This is a genomic window from Streptomyces sp. NPDC004609 (genome assembly GCF_042873655.1).
Classification (GTDB): Bacteria; Actinomycetota; Actinomycetes; order Streptomycetales; family Streptomycetaceae; genus Streptomyces.
The window spans coordinates 108,201-126,941 of sequence record NZ_JBIALS010000007.1; the positions used below are offsets into that span (position 1 = coordinate 108,201).

The 18,741-nt window shown below is 71.9% G+C and carries 20 protein-coding genes; 8 read left to right on the top strand and 12 right to left on the bottom strand.

Annotation, left to right across the window (positions count from 1 at the left end; all coding sequences use genetic code 11):
* The 8 genes from cysD to ACFYT4_RS09560 all read right to left on the bottom strand — a co-directional run bounded on the left by cysD (nt 1) and on the right by ACFYT4_RS09560 (nt 8,655).
* Nucleotides 1-957 (bottom strand): sulfate adenylyltransferase subunit CysD, encoded by a 957-nt coding sequence (cysD, locus tag ACFYT4_RS09525; RefSeq protein ID WP_389266950.1) that lies wholly within the window; start codon nt 955-957, stop codon nt 1-3.
* The gene (gene cysC, locus ACFYT4_RS09530) at nt 954-1,538 is read right to left on the bottom strand and encodes an adenylyl-sulfate kinase (RefSeq protein WP_389266951.1); all 585 of its coding nucleotides are present in this window, start codon (nt 1,536-1,538) and stop codon (nt 954-956) included. The genes cysD and cysC overlap by 4 nt, the downstream gene beginning before the upstream one ends.
* Complete coding sequence (locus tag ACFYT4_RS09535; RefSeq protein ID WP_389266952.1) at nt 1,520-2,218, bottom strand: phosphoadenylyl-sulfate reductase; 699 nt, start codon at nt 2,216-2,218, stop codon at nt 1,520-1,522. The genes cysC and ACFYT4_RS09535 overlap by 19 nt, the downstream gene beginning before the upstream one ends.
* The gene (locus ACFYT4_RS09540) at nt 2,215-2,406 is read right to left on the bottom strand and encodes a hypothetical protein (RefSeq protein WP_389266953.1); all 192 of its coding nucleotides are present in this window, start codon (nt 2,404-2,406) and stop codon (nt 2,215-2,217) included. The genes ACFYT4_RS09535 and ACFYT4_RS09540 overlap by 4 nt, the downstream gene beginning before the upstream one ends.
* The gene (locus tag ACFYT4_RS09545) at nt 2,403-4,103 is read right to left on the bottom strand and encodes a nitrite/sulfite reductase (protein ID WP_389266954.1); all 1,701 of its coding nucleotides are present in this window, start codon (nt 4,101-4,103) and stop codon (nt 2,403-2,405) included. The genes ACFYT4_RS09540 and ACFYT4_RS09545 overlap by 4 nt, the downstream gene beginning before the upstream one ends.
* A 436-nt stretch (nt 4,104-4,539) precedes the next feature.
* Complete coding sequence (locus tag ACFYT4_RS09550; RefSeq protein ID WP_389266955.1) at nt 4,540-5,106, bottom strand: GNAT family N-acetyltransferase; 567 nt, start codon at nt 5,104-5,106, stop codon at nt 4,540-4,542.
* Nucleotides 5,107-5,543: 437 nt separating this feature from the next.
* Entirely contained in the window at nt 5,544-6,803 is a 1,260-nt protein-coding gene (locus tag ACFYT4_RS09555) for a GAF domain-containing protein (RefSeq protein ID WP_389266956.1), read from the bottom strand.
* A gap of 214 nt (nt 6,804-7,017) precedes the next feature.
* A complete protein-coding gene (locus ACFYT4_RS09560; protein WP_389266957.1) occupies nt 7,018-8,655 on the bottom strand; it encodes an acyl-CoA dehydrogenase family protein in 1,638 nt (545 codons plus the stop codon).
* A 17-nt stretch (nt 8,656-8,672) separates the two neighbouring features.
* Between ACFYT4_RS09560 and ACFYT4_RS09565 the strand changes: the two genes are divergently transcribed.
* Entirely contained in the window at nt 8,673-9,890 is a 1,218-nt protein-coding gene (locus ACFYT4_RS09565) for a YihY/virulence factor BrkB family protein (RefSeq protein WP_389266958.1), read from the top strand.
* A 93-nt stretch (nt 9,891-9,983) separates the two neighbouring features.
* The gene (locus ACFYT4_RS09570) at nt 9,984-10,718 is read left to right on the top strand and encodes a DUF6597 domain-containing transcriptional factor (RefSeq protein WP_389266959.1); all 735 of its coding nucleotides are present in this window, start codon (nt 9,984-9,986) and stop codon (nt 10,716-10,718) included.
* On the opposite strand, the gene ACFYT4_RS09575 is transcribed toward ACFYT4_RS09570, so the two are convergent.
* The 3 genes from ACFYT4_RS09575 to ACFYT4_RS09585 all read right to left on the bottom strand — a co-directional run bounded on the left by ACFYT4_RS09575 (nt 10,658) and on the right by ACFYT4_RS09585 (nt 12,608).
* The gene (locus ACFYT4_RS09575) at nt 10,658-11,050 is read right to left on the bottom strand and encodes a VOC family protein (RefSeq protein ID WP_389266960.1); all 393 of its coding nucleotides are present in this window, start codon (nt 11,048-11,050) and stop codon (nt 10,658-10,660) included. The two genes, ACFYT4_RS09570 and ACFYT4_RS09575, sit on opposite strands and share 61 nt — an antisense overlap.
* A 395-nt stretch (nt 11,051-11,445) precedes the next feature.
* A complete protein-coding gene (locus ACFYT4_RS09580) occupies nt 11,446-12,210 on the bottom strand; it encodes a CbtA family protein (protein ID WP_389266961.1) in 765 nt (254 codons plus the stop codon).
* 179 nt (nt 12,211-12,389) lie between these two features.
* Nucleotides 12,390-12,608: a CbtB-domain containing protein gene (locus ACFYT4_RS09585; RefSeq protein WP_389266962.1), complete on the bottom strand. Its 219-nt coding sequence runs from the start codon at nt 12,606-12,608 to the stop codon at nt 12,390-12,392.
* Nucleotides 12,609-12,879: 271 nt separating this feature from the next.
* On the opposite strand from ACFYT4_RS09585, the gene ACFYT4_RS09590 reads away from it, so the two are divergent.
* The 5 genes from ACFYT4_RS09590 to ACFYT4_RS09610 all read left to right on the top strand — a co-directional run bounded on the left by ACFYT4_RS09590 (nt 12,880) and on the right by ACFYT4_RS09610 (nt 17,070).
* Nucleotides 12,880-13,446, top strand: coding sequence for a histidine phosphatase family protein (locus tag ACFYT4_RS09590; RefSeq protein ID WP_389266963.1), 567 nt, complete (start codon nt 12,880-12,882; stop codon nt 13,444-13,446).
* 243 nt (nt 13,447-13,689) lie between these two features.
* Nucleotides 13,690-14,292 (top strand): SigE family RNA polymerase sigma factor, encoded by a 603-nt coding sequence (locus ACFYT4_RS09595; RefSeq protein ID WP_389266964.1) that lies wholly within the window; start codon nt 13,690-13,692, stop codon nt 14,290-14,292.
* Between the two features lie 128 nt (nt 14,293-14,420).
* Nucleotides 14,421-14,648 carry a hypothetical protein gene (locus ACFYT4_RS09600; RefSeq protein ID WP_389266965.1) on the top strand — a complete coding sequence of 76 codons (228 nt, stop codon included), beginning with the start codon at nt 14,421-14,423 and terminating at the stop codon, nt 14,646-14,648.
* 442 nt (nt 14,649-15,090) lie between these two features.
* The gene (locus ACFYT4_RS09605; protein WP_389266966.1) at nt 15,091-16,170 is read left to right on the top strand and encodes a hypothetical protein; all 1,080 of its coding nucleotides are present in this window, start codon (nt 15,091-15,093) and stop codon (nt 16,168-16,170) included.
* A 222-nt stretch (nt 16,171-16,392) separates the two neighbouring features.
* The gene (locus ACFYT4_RS09610; protein ID WP_389266967.1) at nt 16,393-17,070 is read left to right on the top strand and encodes a hypothetical protein; all 678 of its coding nucleotides are present in this window, start codon (nt 16,393-16,395) and stop codon (nt 17,068-17,070) included.
* 283 nt (nt 17,071-17,353) lie between these two features.
* On the opposite strand, the gene ACFYT4_RS09615 is transcribed toward ACFYT4_RS09610, so the two are convergent.
* Nucleotides 17,354-17,749, bottom strand: coding sequence for a MerR family transcriptional regulator (locus ACFYT4_RS09615; RefSeq protein ID WP_389266968.1), 396 nt, complete (start codon nt 17,747-17,749; stop codon nt 17,354-17,356).
* Nucleotides 17,750-17,808: 59 nt separating this feature from the next.
* Here ACFYT4_RS09615 and ACFYT4_RS09620 point away from each other — a divergent pair, with 59 nt between their 5' ends.
* Nucleotides 17,809-18,717, top strand: coding sequence for an NAD(P)-dependent oxidoreductase (locus ACFYT4_RS09620; RefSeq protein WP_389266969.1), 909 nt, complete (start codon nt 17,809-17,811; stop codon nt 18,715-18,717).
* The last annotated feature ends 24 nt before the right edge of the window (nt 18,718-18,741 follow it).

Sequence of the window (18,741 nt, forward strand, 5' to 3'; positions counted from 1 at the left end):
CTAGAAGTACCCTTCGCGCTTGCGGTCTTCCATCGCGGCCTCGGACAGCTTGTCGTCGGCGCGGGTCGCGCCCCGCTCGGTGAGCCGGGAGGCGGCGATCTCGGCGATCACCGCGTCCAGGGTGGTGGCGTCGGAGTCGACCGCGCCCGTGCAGGACATGTCGCCGACCGTGCGGTAGCGGATGAGCCGCGTCTGGACCTGCTCCGACTCCTTCGGGCCGCCCCAGTCACCGGCCGTCAGCCACATCCCGGAGCGCTGGAAGACCTCCCGCTCATGGGCGAAGTAGATCTGCGGCAGCTCGATCTTCTCCCGCGCGATGTACTGCCAGACGTCCAGCTCGGTCCAGTTCGACAGCGGGAAAACCCGCACATGCTCACCGGGCGCGTGACGGCCGTTGTACAGCTGCCACAGCTCGGGGCGCTGGCGGCGCGGGTCCCACTGCGAGAACTCGTCCCGCAGCGAGAACACCCGCTCCTTGGCGCGGGCCTTCTCCTCGTCCCTGCGTCCGCCGCCGAAGACGGCGTCGAACCGGTCGGACTGGATCTTCTCCGTCAGCGGCACGGTCTGCAGCGGATTGCGGGTCCCGTCGGGCCGCTCCCGCAGCTTCCCGGCGTCGATGTACTCCTGTACGGAGGCGACGTGCAGCCGCAGCCCGTGGTGCTTCACCGTACGGTCGCGGTACTCGATGACCTCGGGGAAGTTGTGCCCGGTGTCGACGTGCAGCAGCGAGAACGGGACGGGGGCGGGCGCGAACGCCTTCAGCGCGAGATGCAGCATGACGATGGAGTCCTTGCCGCCGGAGAAGAGGATCACCGGCCGCTCGAACTCACCCGCCACCTCGCGGAAGATGTGCACCGCCTCGGACTCCAGGGCGTCGAGGTGGGAGAGGGCGTACGGACTGCCGGTGCCCTGGACACCGGCGACGGCCGTCCCGGCGTGTCCCTTCGCGTGGCTCACAGCAGACCCTTCTCGGTGAGCAGCGCGAGCAGCGCCGCCGCGGACTCCTGGACACTCTGGTGCTGCGACTCGATCCGCAGATCCGGGGAGACGGGCTCCTCGTACGGGTCGTCCACCCCGGTCAGCCCGCTGATCTCGCCCGCCGCCTGCTTGGCGTACAGCCCCTTCACATCGCGTACGGAGCACACCTCCACCGGTGTCGCCACATGGACCTCCACATAGGGCGTGCCCGCGGCCGCGTGCCGCCCCCGGACGGCCTCGCGGCTGTCCGCGTACGGGGCGATCACCGGCACGAGGACCGTGACGCCGTGGGACGCCAGCAGTTCCGCGACGAAGCCGATCCGCTGGACGTTCGTGTGGCGGTCCTCGCGGCTGAAGCCGAGTCCGGCGGAGAGGAACTCACGGATCTCGTCGCCGTCGAGGACCTCGGTCCGGCGGCCGCCCTCGCGCAGCCGCTCCGCCAGCGCCAGGGCGATGGTCGTCTTGCCGGCGCTCGGCAGCCCCGTGAGCCAGATGGTGGCCCCTGTCACGTCCTTGTCTCCCTGCTCTCCCGCAGTCGTCATCAGCCGTGCAGCCCGCATTCCGTCTTGCCGCGCCCGGCCCAGCGGCCGGCGCGCGCGTCCTCGCCCTCCAGCACCCTGCGGGTGCAGGGGGCGCAGCCGACGGAGGCGTAGCCGTCCATCAGCAGCGGGTTGGTCAGGACACCGTGCTCGGCTATGTACGCTTCCACGTCGTCCTGGGTCCAGCGGGCTATAGGGGAAACCTTGACCTTCCGGCGCTTCTCGTCCCAGCCGACGACCGGGGTGTTCGCCCGGGTGGGGGACTCGTCGCGGCGCAGCCCGGTCGCCCAGGCGTCGTACGCGGTCAGGCCCTCCTCCAGCGGCTTGACCTTCCGCAGCGCGCAGCACAGGTCGGGGTCGCGGTCGTGCAGCCTCGGCCCGTGCTCGGCGTCCTGCTCGGCGACCGACCGGCGGGGGGTCAGGGTGATCAGCGTGACGTCCATCACGGCCTCGACCGCGTCCCGGGTCCCGATCGTCTCGGGGAAGTGGTAGCCCGTGTCGAGGAAGACCACGTCCACGCCCGGGAAGGCGCGGGAGGCGAGATGGGCGACGACGGCGTCCTCCATGGAGGAGGTGACGCAGAAGCGGGGGCCGAACGTCTTGGCGGCCCAGGTGAGGACGTCCAGCGCGGACGCGTCCTCCAGGTCCCGCCCGGCCCGCTCGGCGAGGGCCTTGAGATCGGTGGCGTGAGTGACCGTCATATCCCGTTGCCTCCAAGGTCGTCGCGACCGGCGTCGCGTTGAAGCCCCCGGGTCAGCAGCCCGAGGAACGTCAACTGGAAGGCCCGATTGCATGCCGCGCATTCCCAGGCGCCGTGGCCCTGCTCGTTGGGACGCAGGTCCTCGTCGCCGCAGTAGGGGCAGTAGAAGGGGGCGGCGCGCTCGCTCATGACAGGGCCTCCTCGGAGGCGCGTGCCGCCCAGGTGGCGAAGCGCTCGCCGTCCTCGCGCTCGTCCTGGAAGCGGCGCAGGACGCGCTCGACGTAGTCGGGCAGCTCGGCGGAGGTGACCTTCAGGCCGCGGACCTTGCGGCCGAAGCCGGGCTCCAGGCCCAGCGCGCCGCCCAGGTGGACCTGGAAGCCCTCGACCTGGTTGCCGTCGTCGTCCAGGACCAGCTGCCCCTTGAGACCGATGTCCGCCACCTGGATACGGGCGCAGGCGTTCGGGCACCCGTTGATGTTGATGGTGATCGGCTGGTCGAACTCCGGGATCCGGCGCTCCAGTTCATCGATCAGGGAGGCGCCGCGCGCCTTGGTCTCGACGATCGCCAGCTTGCAGAACTCGATGCCGGTGCAGGCCATCGTCCCGCGCCGGAACGGTGACGGGGTCACCCGCAGATCCAGCGCCTCCAGTCCCGCGACCAGCGACTCGACCTGGTCCTCGGCCACGTCGAGCACGAGCATCTTCTGCTCGACGGTGGTGCGCACCCGCTGGGAGCCGTGCGCGGAGGCCAGTTCGGCGATCTTGGTGAGGACGGTGCCGTCGACCCGTCCGACGCGCGGTGCGAACCCGACGTAGAACCGCCCGTCCCGCTGCCGGTGCACGCCCACGTGGTCGCGCCACTGCTGTACGGGAACGGGGGGCGCGGGCCCGTCGGCCAGGGTCCGCAGCAGATACTCGTCCTCCAGGACCCGGCGGAACTTCTCCGGGCCCCAGTCGGCGACCAGGAACTTCAGCCGCGCCCGGGTGCGCAGGCGCCGGTAGCCGTGGTCCCGGAAGATCGAGATGACGCCCTCGTACACATCGGGGACGTCCTCCAGCGGGACCCACGCGCCGAGGCGTACACCGAGCTTGGGGTTGGTGGAGAGCCCGCCGCCGACCCAGAGGTCGAAGCCGGGGCCGTGCTCGGGGTGGTCGACCCCCACGAACGAGATGTCGTTGATCTCGTGCGCCACGTCCAGCAGGGGAGAGCCGGAGATCGCGGACTTGAACTTGCGGGGCAGATTCGAGAACGCCTTGTTGCCGATGATCCGGCGCTGGATCTCCTCGATCGCGGGTGTGCCGTCGATGATCTCGTCCTCGGCGATGCCCGCGACGGGCGAGCCGAGGATCACCCGGGGGGTGTCACCGCACGCCTCGGTCGTGGACAGCCCGACGCCTTCGAGCCGCCGCCAGATCTCCGGCATGTCCTCGATCCGGATCCAGTGGTACTGGATGTTCTGCCGGTCGGTGATGTCGGCCGTGCCGCGCGCGAACTCCTGGGAGATCTCGCCGATCACCCGGAGCTGCTCGGTGGTCAGCCGCCCGCCGTCGATACGGACGCGCAGCATGAAGTACTTGTCGTCCAGCTCCTCCGGCTCAAGGATCGCGGTCTTGCCGCCGTCGATCCCGGGCTTGCGCTGGGTGTAGAGGCCCCACCAGCGCATCCGGCCGCGCAGGTCCGCGCCGTCGATGGAGTCGAAACCGCGGTGGGCGTAGATCGTCTCAATGCGTGTCCGTACATTGAGACCGTCGTCGTCCTTCTTGGTCTGCTCGTTGGCATTGAGCGGCGTCATGTGGCCAACGGCCCACTGACCCTCGCCGCGGTGACGTCCCGTCTTGCGGCGGGACGCTGCGGCGGGAGCGGGCTTTTCCGGGGTGGCGGCCATGGCGATATGTCCTTCGAGACTGCAGGAGGGCGGCTCTGAGCTGCACACTCGCGTTGAGGCGCGACGGTGCGCCGGGGTGCGGTGCGTCAAGGGGAACGCGGGAGAAAGGCAGGAGGGGGGAATGCTCGACTGTGTGCGGCGGTGCTGGGCTGTCAGCAGGCGGGACAGATGGCGCTGGACATGCGGCCGTGGTCGACGTGGCGTCGACTCACCAAGGCAATTCCAGCTCGAGACATGACGGAAGCGTGTCACGGCGATCGGATGGCAGTCCACCATCATCCGTATGATGGACAACTCAGTCTCGAATCGCGAGACGCTGTGGTGTCGGTCACGTGTCCGGGCACAGGGCCCGCCGCCCGGCCGGTGACACGGTCGGCGCGGCGGTCAGGAGGTCTTTCCCCAGGGGGAGCGGAGTCGCTGCGGAGATGGTGCGGAATCAGGGGCGGGAGCCGGGCCAGGGGCCGGGCGTGACCGTCAGGGGCTCCTCCTCCACCGTGGTGTCGAACAGCGTGAACCCGCGCCGCAGATAGTTGTCCATGGCGTGCGGGCCGTCCTTGGAACAGGTGTGCAGCCAGACCCGCTTGGTGGGCGCGAGCCCCGGCCGGCGCTCGGCGAGGTCCCAGGCGCGGGCGACCGCGTACGAGAGCAGATGGCCGCCGATCCCGCGGCCCCGGAAGGCCGGGATCAGCCCGAAGTAGACGATCTCGACCGAGCCCTCGTCCTGCGCCTCGATCTCCGCGTATCCCGCGGGTGTCCCCTTCTCGTACGCGACCCAGGTCTCGGCGCCCGGCCGCGACAGGACCTCCTCCCACTCCGCGTACGTCATCCCGAGCCGGTCCGTCCACAGGACGTCCCCGCCCACGGCCGTGTACAGGAAACGGCTGAACTCGGGCGACGGTATCCCGGCCCGGGCGATGGTCACGTCCCCGCTCGCGGGGGCGGCGGGGCGGAGATCGGCGGGGGAGGTCTGCTCAAGGGACCACGTGGTGACACTGATGCGCATATCCCCAGATAATCATGCCACCTCCCCCCGGCCCAAGCACGCCCTGTCCATGCTCCCGGTCCTTGATCCCGGGCGGCCCGTGCTTGTCCGCACGGGTCCTGAGCCGGTCCGGTGTTCTGTCCTGTGCCTGTTCCATGCCGGTCCTGTGCCGGTCCGGGCCTCCGGAGCGGCTCCTGCGGCGGGACGGGCCGGAGACGCTCCCCGCCGGGTGCCCTCAGGCGCCGGGAGGCATACACAGTCCCACCGGCGTCCGAGGCGGGGGGGGCTCGGAGCGGAGCCCCGAGGGGTGGGCCGACCCTCGCGGAGCCCCGGCAGACGGCGGCCCCCGACGGCCGGGGTGCACCCCAGGCGGGCCACGCGTCTCCAGAGCCCCGTATCAAAGGCCCCGGGCCCCGGCCGCCCGGGTCACCACGAGACGCAGGCCCCGGGCGTCGCGGTCACCAGGAGGGCGCGCGGGGCGGGCCGACCCGGGGCTCGGGCGACCCCCCGTGGCGGACCTCCACCTCGACCCCGTCCGCGAACCGGTACGGCCGGCTCGCCAGCACATGCGCCAGATGCCGCCGCAGCCGCGACATCTCCGCCCGCACCGTCACCGTCCGCGTCGGATCCCCGAACAGCTCCTGCGCCAGCTGCGCCGCGCTCCGCCCCTCCCGGTGCACCGCCAGCGCGTGCAGCAGCTCCGCATGGCGGGGGCTCAGCTCCTGCACCCAGCTGCCCGCCTCCCCGGACACCGTCGCCGACGCCCGCCGCGGCCGGCTGAGATCCAGGACGATCCGCGCCGCGGGCGCGGGCGCGCCCGGCTCCGTCACCCGGATCAGCCAGCCGCCCGGCACCGGCTCGACCGCGCACATGCCGAGGGGCGGCAGCCAGAACCGCCCGCCGGTCAGCGACTTGGGCAGTTGCAGCCGCCCCGGCGGCGGCATGCCGATCACCGCCGCGGGCCATCCGCTCGCGTCGACGGCCAGCGCCCGCCCCGTCATCCGCCCGAGCAGCGGCGCCGCCGCCCCCCGCAGCCGGTCCAGCGCCGCGAAGTGCTGCTGGCGCAGCTCCGCCTCAGCCAGCCGGGTGACCGCGGTGACCAGGGGGAGTGTCGTCGGGTGCACCGAGGCCAGCGGCCCGCTGAGATTGACGACCCCGATCAGCCGGCCGTCCCGGGGATCGGTCACCGTCGCCCCGGCACAGGTCCACGAGTGGTGCGCCGCGACGAAGTGCTCGGCCGAGTGCACCTGGACCGGCCGCCGGACCACCAGCGAGGTGCCGATCCCGTTCGTACCGGCCACCCCCTCGCTCCAGTCCGAACCCACGACCACCCCGTGCACGTCCCCCTTGCGCAGCACGGACGCGGTGCCCTCGCGCCACAGCACCCGCCCCTCCGCGTCCGCGACGACCATGATGTGCTGCGCGGCGTCCGCGATGGAGACCAGCCCGTCCCGCAGCACGGGCAGCACCTCGCGCAGCGGTGACGCGCCACGGCGCCGCTCGGTCTCCTCCCGGGGAAGGAGACCGACCCGCCGCCCCCGGTCCGGATCCAGGCCGCTGCGCAGCAGCCGCTGCCAGGACTCGTCGATGTCCGCCCTCGGTCCGACAGGCGAACGGCGTCCGCTGAGGGTGGCTTCCCGCACTCCCTTCAGAAGTCTGGTGGCCTCCGCCAAGTCCATGGCGGCGAGTCTGGCCAGGTCGATCGGCGTGGTGTGCACGCGGGGGTCCTCCCGGACGGCGGTACGGCGCAATGGCTGCAACCCTCTGCAACCCTCGCGAATGGGTGCGCGTGTGTACGAAGGTGTACAGCGCGAGGGGTGGTGCCGTGTCGGCGCAGCACCACCCCGACCATGATCATCGCTCGCGCCGGGCCATCGCAATACACGTGTCAAGCATCGCCGATCATGGCAGCCCATCCGGCCCAACAGCCCCTTACGCCACGGCTCTTGCCCTCTCCACGACCGCGCCCGCCGACAGGCCGTACGGCAGCGTGCCGAAGGCCGCGCCCCAGTCCCCGCCGAGCCGCGACGCGCAGAACGCGTCCGCCACCTCCGACGGCGCCCAGCGCACCAGCAAAGAACCCTGGAGCACCAGCGCCATCCGCTCCACCACCCGCCGCGCCCGGGCCTCGATGCCGTCCAGATCGGCGAGTTCGGTCAGCAGATCCTTGATCGCCCCGTCCAGCCGGTGGTCCGCGCCGCGCGCCAGGCCGACCTCCCGGAGGAAGGCGTCCAGCGCCTCCGGCTCCCGCTGGAGCGCCCGCAGCACATCCAGCGCCTGCACATTGCCCGAGCCCTCCCAGATCGAGTTGAGCGGCGACTCGCGCAGCAGCCGGGGCATCCCCGACTCCTCCACATAGCCGTTGCCGCCCAGGCATTCGAGCGCCTCGGCCACCACCGGCGGGCACCGCTTGGTGATCCAGTACTTCGCCGCGGGCACCGCGAGCCGCAGCAGCGCCCGGTCCGCCGGGGTGCCGGAGTCGTACGCGGCGGCCAGCCGCAGCCCGAGCACCGTCGCCGCCTCCGACTCCAGCGCCAGATCGGCCAGGACGTTCCGCATCAGGGGCTTGTCGATGAGCGGCCCGCCGAACGCGGTGCGGTGCGCGCAGTGGTGGATCGCCTGCGCCACCGCCTGCCGCATCTGCGCGGCGGAGCCGATCGCGCAGTCCAGCCGGGTCGCCGCGACCATCTCGATGATGGTGCGCACCCCGCGGCCCTCCTCGCCGACCAGCCGGGCCCAGGTCCCGTCGAACTCGACCTCGCCCGAGGCGTTCGACCGGTTGCCGAGCTTGTCCTTCAGCCGCTGGATGCGGAACACGTTCCGGGTCCCGTCCGCCAGCACCCGCGGCACCAGGAAGCAGCTGAGCCCGCCGGGAGCCTGCGCCAGCACCAGGAAGCCGTCGGACATCGGGGCCGAGCAGAACCACTTGTGCCCGGTGAGGACGTACTCCCCGCCGCCGCCGTCGAGCGGCACGGCGGCCGTCGTGTTCGACCTGATGTCGCTCCCGCCCTGCTTTTCGGTCATGCCCATGCCGAACAGGGCGCCCGCCTTCAGCCCCGGCGCGAGCAGCTCCTCCGCGTAGACCGGGGAGGTCAGCCGGGGCTCCCACTCGGCCGCCAGCGCCGGGTCGGTCCGCAGGGCGGGCACGGCGGCGTGCGTCATCGACAGCGGACAGCCGTGCCCGGCCTCCGCCTGCGTCCAGACCAGGAAGGCGGCCGCCCGCCGTACGTGCCCGGCCGGCCGGCCCCAGGCGTTCGTCAGACCCGAGGTGACCGCGTGCCCGAGCAGCCGGTGCCAGGCCGGATGGAACTCGACCTCGTCGATCCGGTTCCCGTACCGGTCGTGAGTGCGCAGCCTCGGAGGGTGCTCATTGGCCAGCCGCCCCCACTCCTGCGCCTGGGCGGATCCGGCGGTCCGCCCCAGCGCCGTCAGCTCCTCCCGTACACCGTCGAGGAGCCCGGGCGCGACATGCCGTTCCACCGCCTCCGACAGGGCCCGGTCGGCGGTGAAGACGTCGTACCCCACCAGGGGCGGAGCCTGGTTGGTCACTGTGTGGGTGCTCGCTTCCATGCCGATACGGTAAGGAGGTGCAGGCAGCAAATGAAACACCCGAGCCGTCATCGGGCCGACTCCATCGAGCCAGGGTCCTCTACCGCAACGTCTCGAAGCGGAAGATGGCATGGCTGCTGCTGAAGGACACCGTCAAATCGTGCATCGAATACCGGATCCTCGGTCTCGCGGCCGAGGCGGCGTTCTTCACCCTGCTGTCCCTGCCGCCGCTGATGCTCGGCCTCCTCGGCCTGCTCGGCTACATCGACGACTGGACCGACACCACCACCGTCGCCTCGATCGAGGGGAACATCCTCAACGCCGCCGGAACGGTTCTGTCCGAGCGGGGCGTCAACGACATCGCGAGACCCCTGCTGGCGGACGTCACCCACGGCGGACGCCCCGACCTGATCTCCATCGGCTTCGCGATCGCCCTCTGGTCGGGCTCGCGCGCGGTCAACGTCTTCATCGACACGATCACCGTGATGTACGGGCTCGACGGCCAGCGCGGCATCGTCGCGACCCGGCTGCTGGCGTTCCTGCTCTATCTGGTGGCGCTGCTGATCGGCGCGGTCGTGCTGCCGCTCGCGGTGGTCGGGCCGGACCGGGTGGTGGAGCTGATGCCGTGGGGCACGGAAGTGGTCACGGTGCTGTACTGGCCGGTCGTCATCCTGCTCTCCATCGCCTTTCTGACGACCCTGTACCACGTCTCCGTCCCCGTACGCTCGCCGTGGATCGAGGACGTCCCGGGCGCGCTGGTGGCCCTCGCGATGTGGGTGCTCGGCAGCTTCCTCCTGCGGATCTATCTCACCAGCACGGTGGAGGGCCCCACGATCTACGGCTCCCTCGCCGCGCCCATCGCGGTCCTGCTGTGGATCGGCATCTCCGCGTTCGCGGTCCTCGTCGGCGCGGCGGTGAACGCGGCGATCGACCACGTCTGGCCGTCCGTCGCCACGGCCGCGGCCCGCGCGGCGAACGAGCGCGTGCGCGCCGCCCAGGCCGCCGAGGTCCTCGCCCGGGCGAAGGCGGCGCACATCTTCGAGGACGACGCCGACGACGAGGACGACGACGACCCCGTCGGCGGCGGTTCCGGGGACATGCCCTCCGAGTTCCCGGAACGCTGGTCCCGCTTCCTGCCCCCGGACGATGTGAAGTCCCGCCTCCACTCGCATCACAAGCCCGCGGGCGGCCACCACAGGCCTCCGGGCGACCGCGCCAACGGCTCCGACCGCTCGAACGGCTCCTCGGGGCAGTGAGCCGTCCGGGGGAACCGGCCGTGAACCGTCGTCCCCGGGAGCGGGCGGCACGGCGCGGACCGCACCCGCGGGACAGCCCTTAGCCTCGGGAGTATGTACGAGGAACGGCCCTCCCGGCTCGACGGGGCAGTCGTCTGGACGCGGACGCCCGGCGGGCGGGGCCCGCAGGCGGTCCTTCCCGACGGGTGCATGGACCTGCTGTGGACGCCCGGCCGGCTCGTCGTCGCGGGGCCCGACACCCGTGCGTACACCCCGGAGAACACCGGCCGCACCCCGTACGCGGGAGTGCGGTTCGCGCCCGGGACCGCGCCCGTCTTCCTGGGGGTCGCCGCGCACGAGCTGCGGGACCGTCGGGTGGACGCCGCCGACATCTGGGGCGACGGCGAGGCGCGCAGGCTCGCCGAGCGGATCGAGGACGCCCGGGATCCCGTCGCCGAGCTGGAGGCGATCGCGCTGGCGCGTGCGGCGGACGCGCCCGGCGACCCCGATCCGAGGCTGCGCGAGACCGTACGCCTCCTGGACGCGGGCGGCACCGTGGCCGCCGCGGCTGCCGCGGTCGGGCTCGGCCCGAGGCAGCTGCACCGCCGTTCCTTGGACGCCTTCGGCTACGGGCCGAAGACCCTCGCCCGGGTGCTGCGGCTCCAGCGGGCGCTGGCGCTCGTACGGGAAGGAGTGCCGTTCGCGGCGGCCGCGGCTGCCGCGGGCTGTGCCGACCAGGCGCATCTCGCGAGGGAGACGCGCGATCTGGCCGGGACGACCCTGAGCGCCTACGCGGCGTCGGCGAACAGGGAGACCCCACAGCCGTCGGGGTCCAGGACGACGGCGTAACGCTGCCCCCACACCGCGTCCCAGGGCGCGAGATGGCCCTTGTACCCGGCCGAGACGAGCTCGGCGTACACCGAGTCCACGTCGGCGGGGGAGTCGCACCGGAAGGCGAGCCCCATCCGGTCGCCGCCCTCGGGCCGGGACCAGGCGGGATCGAACGAGCGGATGACGTCCTCGGTGTCCCACAGCAGGCGCAGTCCGCCCGGCAGGGTCGTCTCCACATGCGGGGCGTCGCCGGCGTCGGCCGGGATGTCCAGGCCGAGGCGGCGGTAGAAGGCGAGGGATGCGGCCATGTCGGCGGTGACGATGCTGAGCGAGTCGAATCGTGGAGTCATGGGACCAACGTAGGCCGGGCACGGACGGAAGGTCTTGTACGAATCGGACGCCGCGCGGCCCGCCGTCCCGGTGCCGGTCCGCGTTCCCGTGTGTCGGTCCTCGTTCCCGGTCGCGGCCTGATTTCCCGGTCACGTTCCCGGTCGCGGGCGGGGTCGGGGAGCTGGTCGCGGGCCGGGCTCCGGGTGGCGGGGCCGCCGTCGCGGGCGGAGGGCCGCGTTGGAGCGACGGCCCCTCGCGTACGCGGATCACCGTCCCGTACGCGGGGGACACGGCGACCCGCGCCGGAACCCCCGCCCGGCCACGGCGGGGGTTCCGCGGGACCGGCGTCCACCCGGTGAGAACCGCCGGACCGGACCTGACCGGCCGACGGCCCCGGGCGGGCCCGGGGCCGGGTTCAGCGGGTGGCGGTCGTGGTCGCCGTCGGGGCTCCCGTGGACCCCGGGGCCGTCGCCGGGGCGAGCAGTCGCTCCGCGAGGTGTCCGAAGACCAGCCCGAAGACCGTCCACAGGGTGACCTGGATCGCGAGGGTCGCCAGCCGGAACTCCCAGACCACATCGGCCGGGAAGCCCTTCGGGACCTCGTCGAACGACGGCAGGAACACGAACGCGAGGCCCACGGCCACGACGAATCCGGCCGCCGCCGCGACGGTCGCGTTCCAGTTGCCGAGCCGGGGCGCCAGCCGCTTCCCGGTGATCACCGCGGCGACCGCGAGCAGTACACCGAGCACGATCATCAGGAAGTACAGCGTGGTGCGTTGGCCGATGGTGTCGGGGTCCCCGACGGCCGGCGGGTTCGGCGGATACTTCAGATACGGCACGACGTACACGGTCAGCAGGGCGCCGAGGGCCACCAGCGCGGCCGTCGCCCGTGGGCCGAACCGCCCGATACGGCCGAGGGCGACGCAGTACGCGAGCGCGGCGATCCCGCCGATCGCGACGCCGAAGACCAGGACGCCGGTGGCGAGCCCGGCGGTGGACTGCAGGGTGCGGCTGACGAGTTCCTCGCCGCCGTGTTCATGGCTGCCGGCCTCCTCGAAGGCGATGGCCGCGTCCACCGGGCCCTCGCCGATGAGGTACGCGACGGCCAGCGCGAACACACCGGCGACGAGGCCCGCGAGCATGCCGCGCACCAACAGGGCTCTGACGGATGTGGAAGGCATGGGTGAGGGTTCCCCTGTGTTTCGTAGGCTGCTCAAGCGGCTGTTCCGGAGAGAACGGCTCCGGGAAACGACCCGGGACACGGCCCTGGGAAACGGCCCCGGAGGGTTCCGGGCCGGGGGTGTTCCGGATCGGTGTGTTCCGGCGAGGTGCCCGGCCGGAGGACGTCCGGGCGCGGTCCTCAGTGGCAGGGGAAGCCGAGCAGATGACGCCCGTCGTGGACCCACTCGTGGACGGTCTCGCCGGAGAGGAGCGCGACCGCTCCCTGCTCCGCGCCGACGAAGTAGAGAAGGACCAGCATCAGGAGGCCGAAGAAGACGGCCCAGGGGGCGATCGCCCGGAGCGAGACGGGGGTGAGTGCCGGTGCGGCGGCGGTGACGGGCGCAGCGGACTGAGCCATGGCAGAACCTCCTGAGGGAACAACGCGTCCCGGTCGTGGTGCCTGGGACGAGGGCGCCGGGTCTGACTTCCCGCAGAGGTACGGGTACACAGTGGCGCGACCGTGCCGGATTCTCACCGGACTTCCGTCACACCCTCGTCATGTCCACGCGACCGTACCGCGTGCGGCCGGGGGCCGCCATGGCGCGTACGTGCGCGAACGCGGGAAAGGTCCGGTGTGAACTCCCGTGATGTGCTTGGGTCTTGGAGCACTCGACGGGAGGGAGTCGGAGATGACGGTACGGGTGACCTTGGTCTCACCCGCCATGACATCCGCGTTGCGGGAGGCACGTTTCGAGGGGGAGGTCTCCCTCGACGAGCAGGGTCTCACCGCCGCGCGGGCCGTGGCGGGCACCCTGTCGCGCGCCGGCCGGCCGCTCACCGGCCCCTCCCTGCGCTGCCGGGAGACGGCGGACGCCCTGGGGCTGGCGGCGGAACCGGTGGCGGCGCTCGCGGACTGGGACGTGGGCCGCTGGCGGGGACGGCGGCTCGCGGAGATCACCGGGACCGAGCCGGAGGCGGTGTCCGCGTGGCTCGCCGACCCCTCGGCCGCCCCGCACGGCGGCGAGTCGCTGACGGCGCTGTGCGAACGGGTGGCCCGCTGGCTGGCGTCCCTGCCGGGCGGGCAGGTACTGGCGGTCGTGGAGCCCGCCCTGATCAGGGTGGTGGTGGTGCACGCGCTCGCCCTGCCCCCGGAGACGTTCTGGCGGCTGGATGTGCCCCCGCTGGCCCTCACCGAGCTGACCGGCCGCTCGGAGCGCTGGAATCTGCGCTGCGGAAGCCCGCTGACGGCGGGCTGACGCGGGCACCCGGCCCGCTCGGCCGGAGCGGTGACGGGCGGGCCGGCCAGGGGTGGAGGGCGGTGCCCCGGCCGACCCACCACGCCGGAGAGGACGCGGCCGAGCCGGCCGCCGTCTTCGCGGCCGTGCTGCGCGGCCGCCCTCGGTGACCGCGGAGTGATCCGCATTTCAGCCGGTCAACCGGACCGGGCCCCTCCGGCGTACCGTCGATGCGTATCCGCACATCTGCAAGGAGCGCTGACGTTGACCGAGGAGGAGTTCACGGACTTCTACGCCACATCCGTGCACCGGCTCACCGGCCAGCTGTATGTGATGACCGGCGATTTCCACGAGGCCCAGGACGTCGTCCAGGAGGCGTTCGTACGGGCCTGGGGAGCCCGTCGCCGGCTGGAGCGTGAGCTGGGTCCCGAGGCATGGGTGCGAACGGTCGCGTGGCGGCTCGCGGTGAGCCGCTGGCGGCGGGTTGTGCGGAGCCGGAGCGCCTGGAAACGGCGGAACGACCCCCTGACGAGCGACGGGCCGGATCCGGGCACCGTCGATCTGGAGCGCGCGCTGCGCCGCATGCCCGCCCGGCAGCGCCAGTGCGCCGCCCTCTTCTACGTCTGCGATCTGCCGGTGGAGCGGATAGCGGCCGAGACCCGGCTCTCCGCCGGGACCGTCAAGACGCATCTGTCCCGGGCCCGGGCCAAGCTCGCCGACCACCTGGACCACCTCCACCTGGACCACCTCCACCTCGGCCCCGGAGGCCAGCCCCCGTGTGACCCCGTCCCGGACAGTGCCGCCGTCCCCGACCGTGCCGCCGCGCCCCGTGACGCGGTGACCGAGGAGCGGGGCCCGCGTCCGTGACCGGGACAGCACCCGGGCCGTTCACGGCCCGCCGTCGGTGTCCGTACAGCGGTCGTCGCGGTATCGGACTCCCGGGCCCGCCGGCCGCCGGTGTTGACCCCGCTGGGGCTCAGGGCAGAATCTCCGTCATGCCCCCAGCCACTGGTTTCAGCTATGAGCGGTACCCCGACGGCACCGTGGTCATCACCCACCACGGCCGAAGGGCCTCCACCCTGCGCGGCTCACGGGCCGACACGTTCCTGGCCCAGGTGGAGTCGGGGAACGCGCAACTGGTCATGGCGCGCTGGACCGGTGCCTACAAGTTCGGCAACGAGCGCACCGCCCGCAACCACCCGAGGAACCAGGGCCGCCGCTGACCGCGCCCGGTGCCCGCGGCACCTTCCGGTGAACGGGCCGCACCCGAGCCTCCCGGCCGTCCTCCCGGTATTCATGCCGGTATTCATGCGGAAAACGTGCACGACTACAGCGCCTTTCGGGCCCGCTCGCCCTCCTCGTCCCCGGACGCGGAGGAGCTCCCTCACGCCCCGGTGACCCCACCACCCGGCGGCCGTCCCCTCGTTACGGGCCGCCTGCCCCACGCACGTGATCCCCATCACGTGATGTCAACCAATAAACTACGTTCCTGCGTAAAGGCCAGCGAGAACCTGACCTTGCGAGGAACCGATGCCCCACCAGACCCAGAGTGACGTCCGCTGCCCGTCCGGCATACCAGTCACTCCCGCACGCATCCGCGGGCTGACGGCCTCGCCCGCGAGGGCGCGCGCGGGTGGCAGGCGCGTCACGGGGACGATTCTCGCGGTGCACACCGCCAGCACGGTTCTCCACCTGTGGATCCTCTCCGCGATGATTCCGCCGGGCGGACCCGGGATCAAGGACCGGCTGCTGGCATGGGACGCGCTCCTCTACCTCTCCATAGCCACCGACGGCTACCCCGACGGCTTCACCCGGACGGACAAGGGCGAGCTGGCGGGCAACAACCTCGCTTTCTTCCCGCTGTTCCCCCTGCTGACCAGAGGGCTGCACCACCTCACCGGCATGGACGCGGGCACGGCGGCCATCGTCCTCGCCCACCTCTCGCTGCTGGCCGCGCTCTTCGCCGTCCACGCGCTGGTGAGCAGGCTGTACGACACACGCACCGCGACCATCACGATCGTGCTGCTCGCGGGGGCGCAGCCCATGGCCCTGACCTTCCTCATGGGCTACAGCGAGTCCCTGTTCCTCGCGCTCGCCGCCGGCGCGCTGCTCGCCGCGCACCGGGGCGCCTGGCTGACGGCGGGCTCACTCGGACTCCTCGCCGGACTCACCCGCCCCGCCGCGTTCGCCCTCGCGCTGGGCCTCGCCGCGGCGGCCGTCCTCGTCATGCGGCGCGAACGCCGCCTCTCCGCCCGCCCGCTCCTCGGAGTGGCCCTCGCCTGCGCCGGAACCCCCGCATACCTCCTCTGGGTCGGCTGGCGCGCCGGCCGGCTCAACGCCTGGTTCCTCATCCAGGAGGCGGGCTGGGGCACCCACTGGGACAACGGCGCGTCCTTCCTCGTCTTCCTCCAGGAGACGCTGTCGCGCGGGGACGGCTGGGTGGCCGTGAGCACCGCGGTGCTCCTCGTCGGGGCGGTCTTCGCGACCGTCGCCGCCTGGCGCCGCGACGCGTGGCCGCCGCTGCTCGTCTACGGGACGACGATGCTCGTCCTCACCCTCGCGCAGAGCAACTTCTACCACTCGAAACTGCGGCTCCTCGTCCCCGCGCTGGTCTTCCTGCTCCCCTTCGCCCGCGCTCTGAGCCGGGCCCGTACGCGCTTCGCCGCCCTCGTCCTGACGGCCGCGACGCTCTTCGGATGCTGGTACGGCGCCCATATGCTCACCGGCTGGCGGTACGCGATCTGACCGGCCGCACCGAATCGCACGGTTGTCGCTCCGGGTGAGTGACCCGGTCGGCCCGTCGGTCGGCGTACCGCGTCGGCCGCTGTCCGGGATGTGCGGCCGGGCCTTTCCTTCTCTCGCGTGCGCCTGATTGCCGCGTGATCGGCCGATCACCTCCTGCCGGACCCGGCGATCGGCAAGGCTGCCGGTGACGAGTTCACCTGCAACTGCCCAGAGGAGCCGGGTGTGACAACGAAACTGGTCGGCGAGGAATTCCTGAATGCCGAGGCCATCGGTGCCGGACGGGTCGTCGAGGGGTACGAACTCGAACGATGCACCTTCGTCGGCTCCGCCCTGGTCCAGTGGGACGACCCGGAGCCGAGTCTCGTGGTGCGCGACATCACGGCGACCCGGTGCACGCTGGACAACTGCTCTGTGGTCGGAGCCCGCTTCGAGGATGTCACGATCAACCATCTGACGGTCAGGGGTGGGACCCTGTATCTGAACGGATGCGTGTTCTCCCGTGTCAAGCTCAGCGGCAGGATCGGTCCGCTGACGGCGGTCGGCCCCATGGCGGGTCTGGACAGGGAACTGAGCCCCCACGCCGATCAGGCGATGGTCGACGCCTACGCGTCGGTCGACTGGGCGCTCGACGTCTCCGAGGCGGAGTGCGCCGGTGTGGAACTCCCCTACGTGCCGGGAGACCTCGTCAGGCGCGACCCGGAGACCCAGTTCCTGCTGCGGCGCGAGAGCGTGGAAGCACTGGATCCCCGCGCACTGCCCAAAAACGCGGACCAGTTCCTCGACCGCTTGGCCTCCTCCCCGTTCGACACGATGGTCGCCATCGCCCCGAAGCGCTCCCGGTACTTCCGGAGCTTCCTGGAGACCCTTCAGGCAATGCGGGAGCTCGGCCTCGCCGAGTGACCCCGGCGGCGGGAGGCGGCCCCGGGCAGTGGTGGCTTCGGTCTCGGCCCGGGCCGGGCCGGGTGACGATACGGACCGGGTGGAAGCAACGGCCGCAACGGGTGCCCGAGCCGCCCGGCCGGTCGTCCCCCGGGACCGTACCCGGGCCGAGCCGCTGCCTGGATCCGTACGGAAGCAGGCAGCGGCACCGAAGGCCGGGCCACCCCTCTTGGGACCGCTGAATAGAACGTTCATTCCAGCGAGCGCCGCAGGCAAGCGGCGATGGCCGGTCATGAGGCCGGCCCTAGCCTGCCTTGGAGTAGTCCGCGTCCGGGCAGTCGGCGCCGGTCGGTGCCGTGGCGGTGATGATGGCGTCGAGTGCGTCGCGGGCGGAGAGCAGGTCGGCCACGGCCTCGTCGAGGCGTGCGCGTTCACGGTGCAGGTCGGGCAGCATGCCCGGACAGCCCGGTGCCAGCATCTGGCCGTCGTCGACCATGCAGGGCAGCAGTTCCGCGATGGTGGCGGTGTTGAGGCCGGCGCCGAGCAGCATGCGGATGCCCCGGACGGTCGCGATGTCCTCCTCCGCGAAGTTGCGGTACCCGCTCGGCTTCCGTTCCGGCTGGAGCAGGCCCTGCTCCTCGTAGTAGCGGAGCAGACGCTGACTGACCCCGGTCCGCCGGGAGAACTCCCCCATGCGCATGTGACGACCACCACGTTCAGTTGACTCTCACATCGATGTGAGACCTCAGTCTAATTCGTATGACGAAGCAGCAAGCAGCAGGTCAGCAGCACACACCCGTCACGGTCATCGGCCTTGGACCCATGGGCCTCGCCCTCGCCGAGACGCTGGTGGATCACGGCCACCCCACGACCGTCTGGAACCGCACCACGGAGAAGGCCGACGCTCTTGTCGCCAAGGGCGCGCGGCGGGCGGGGACCGTCGCCGATGCGGTGTCCGCGAGCCCCGTCGCGATCGTGTGTCTCAAGGACTACGAGACCATGTACGGGGTCTTCGGCTCCGCTGGGGACGCCTTGCAGGGCCGCGTCGTGGTGAACCTCAACTCCGGCACCCCGACGGAGGCGAACGCGGCGCTCGGCTGGGCGGCCGAGCGTGGTGTCGCATACCTCGACGGCGCGATCATGGTGCCGCCGCCGCTTGTCGGACACCCGGAATCCGTCTTCCTGTACAGCGGTTCGCAAGAGGTCTTCGACGAGCATCGGGCGACGCTGGCGAGCATGGGCGACCCCCGGTATCTCGGCTCCGACCCCGGCCTGGCGGTGCTGTACAACACGGCACTGCTCCAGATGATGTACGCGACCATGAACGGCTTCCTGCACGCCACCGCGCTGGTGGGCTCGGCGAACGTCTCAGCGGTCCCGTTCGCCGACCTCGCGCTCAACTGGTTCATGCCCACCGTCGTGGACGCGACCCTCGTCGCACAGGCGCCCAACCTCGACAAGGGCCACTACCCCGGCGACATGGGCACCATGGAGATGAACCTGAACGCGCTGGAGCACATCACCCGCACCAGTGCGGAGCAGGGCGTTCACTCCGACCAGCCGCGGCTCATGAAGGAGATCGCCGAGCGGGCGATCGCCGAGGGTTACGGCGGCCAGAACTACCTGGCCGTGTTCGAGATCTTCAAGAAGGCGACACCGGCCGTGTGACCCCTGCCGATCGTCGTGCACAGG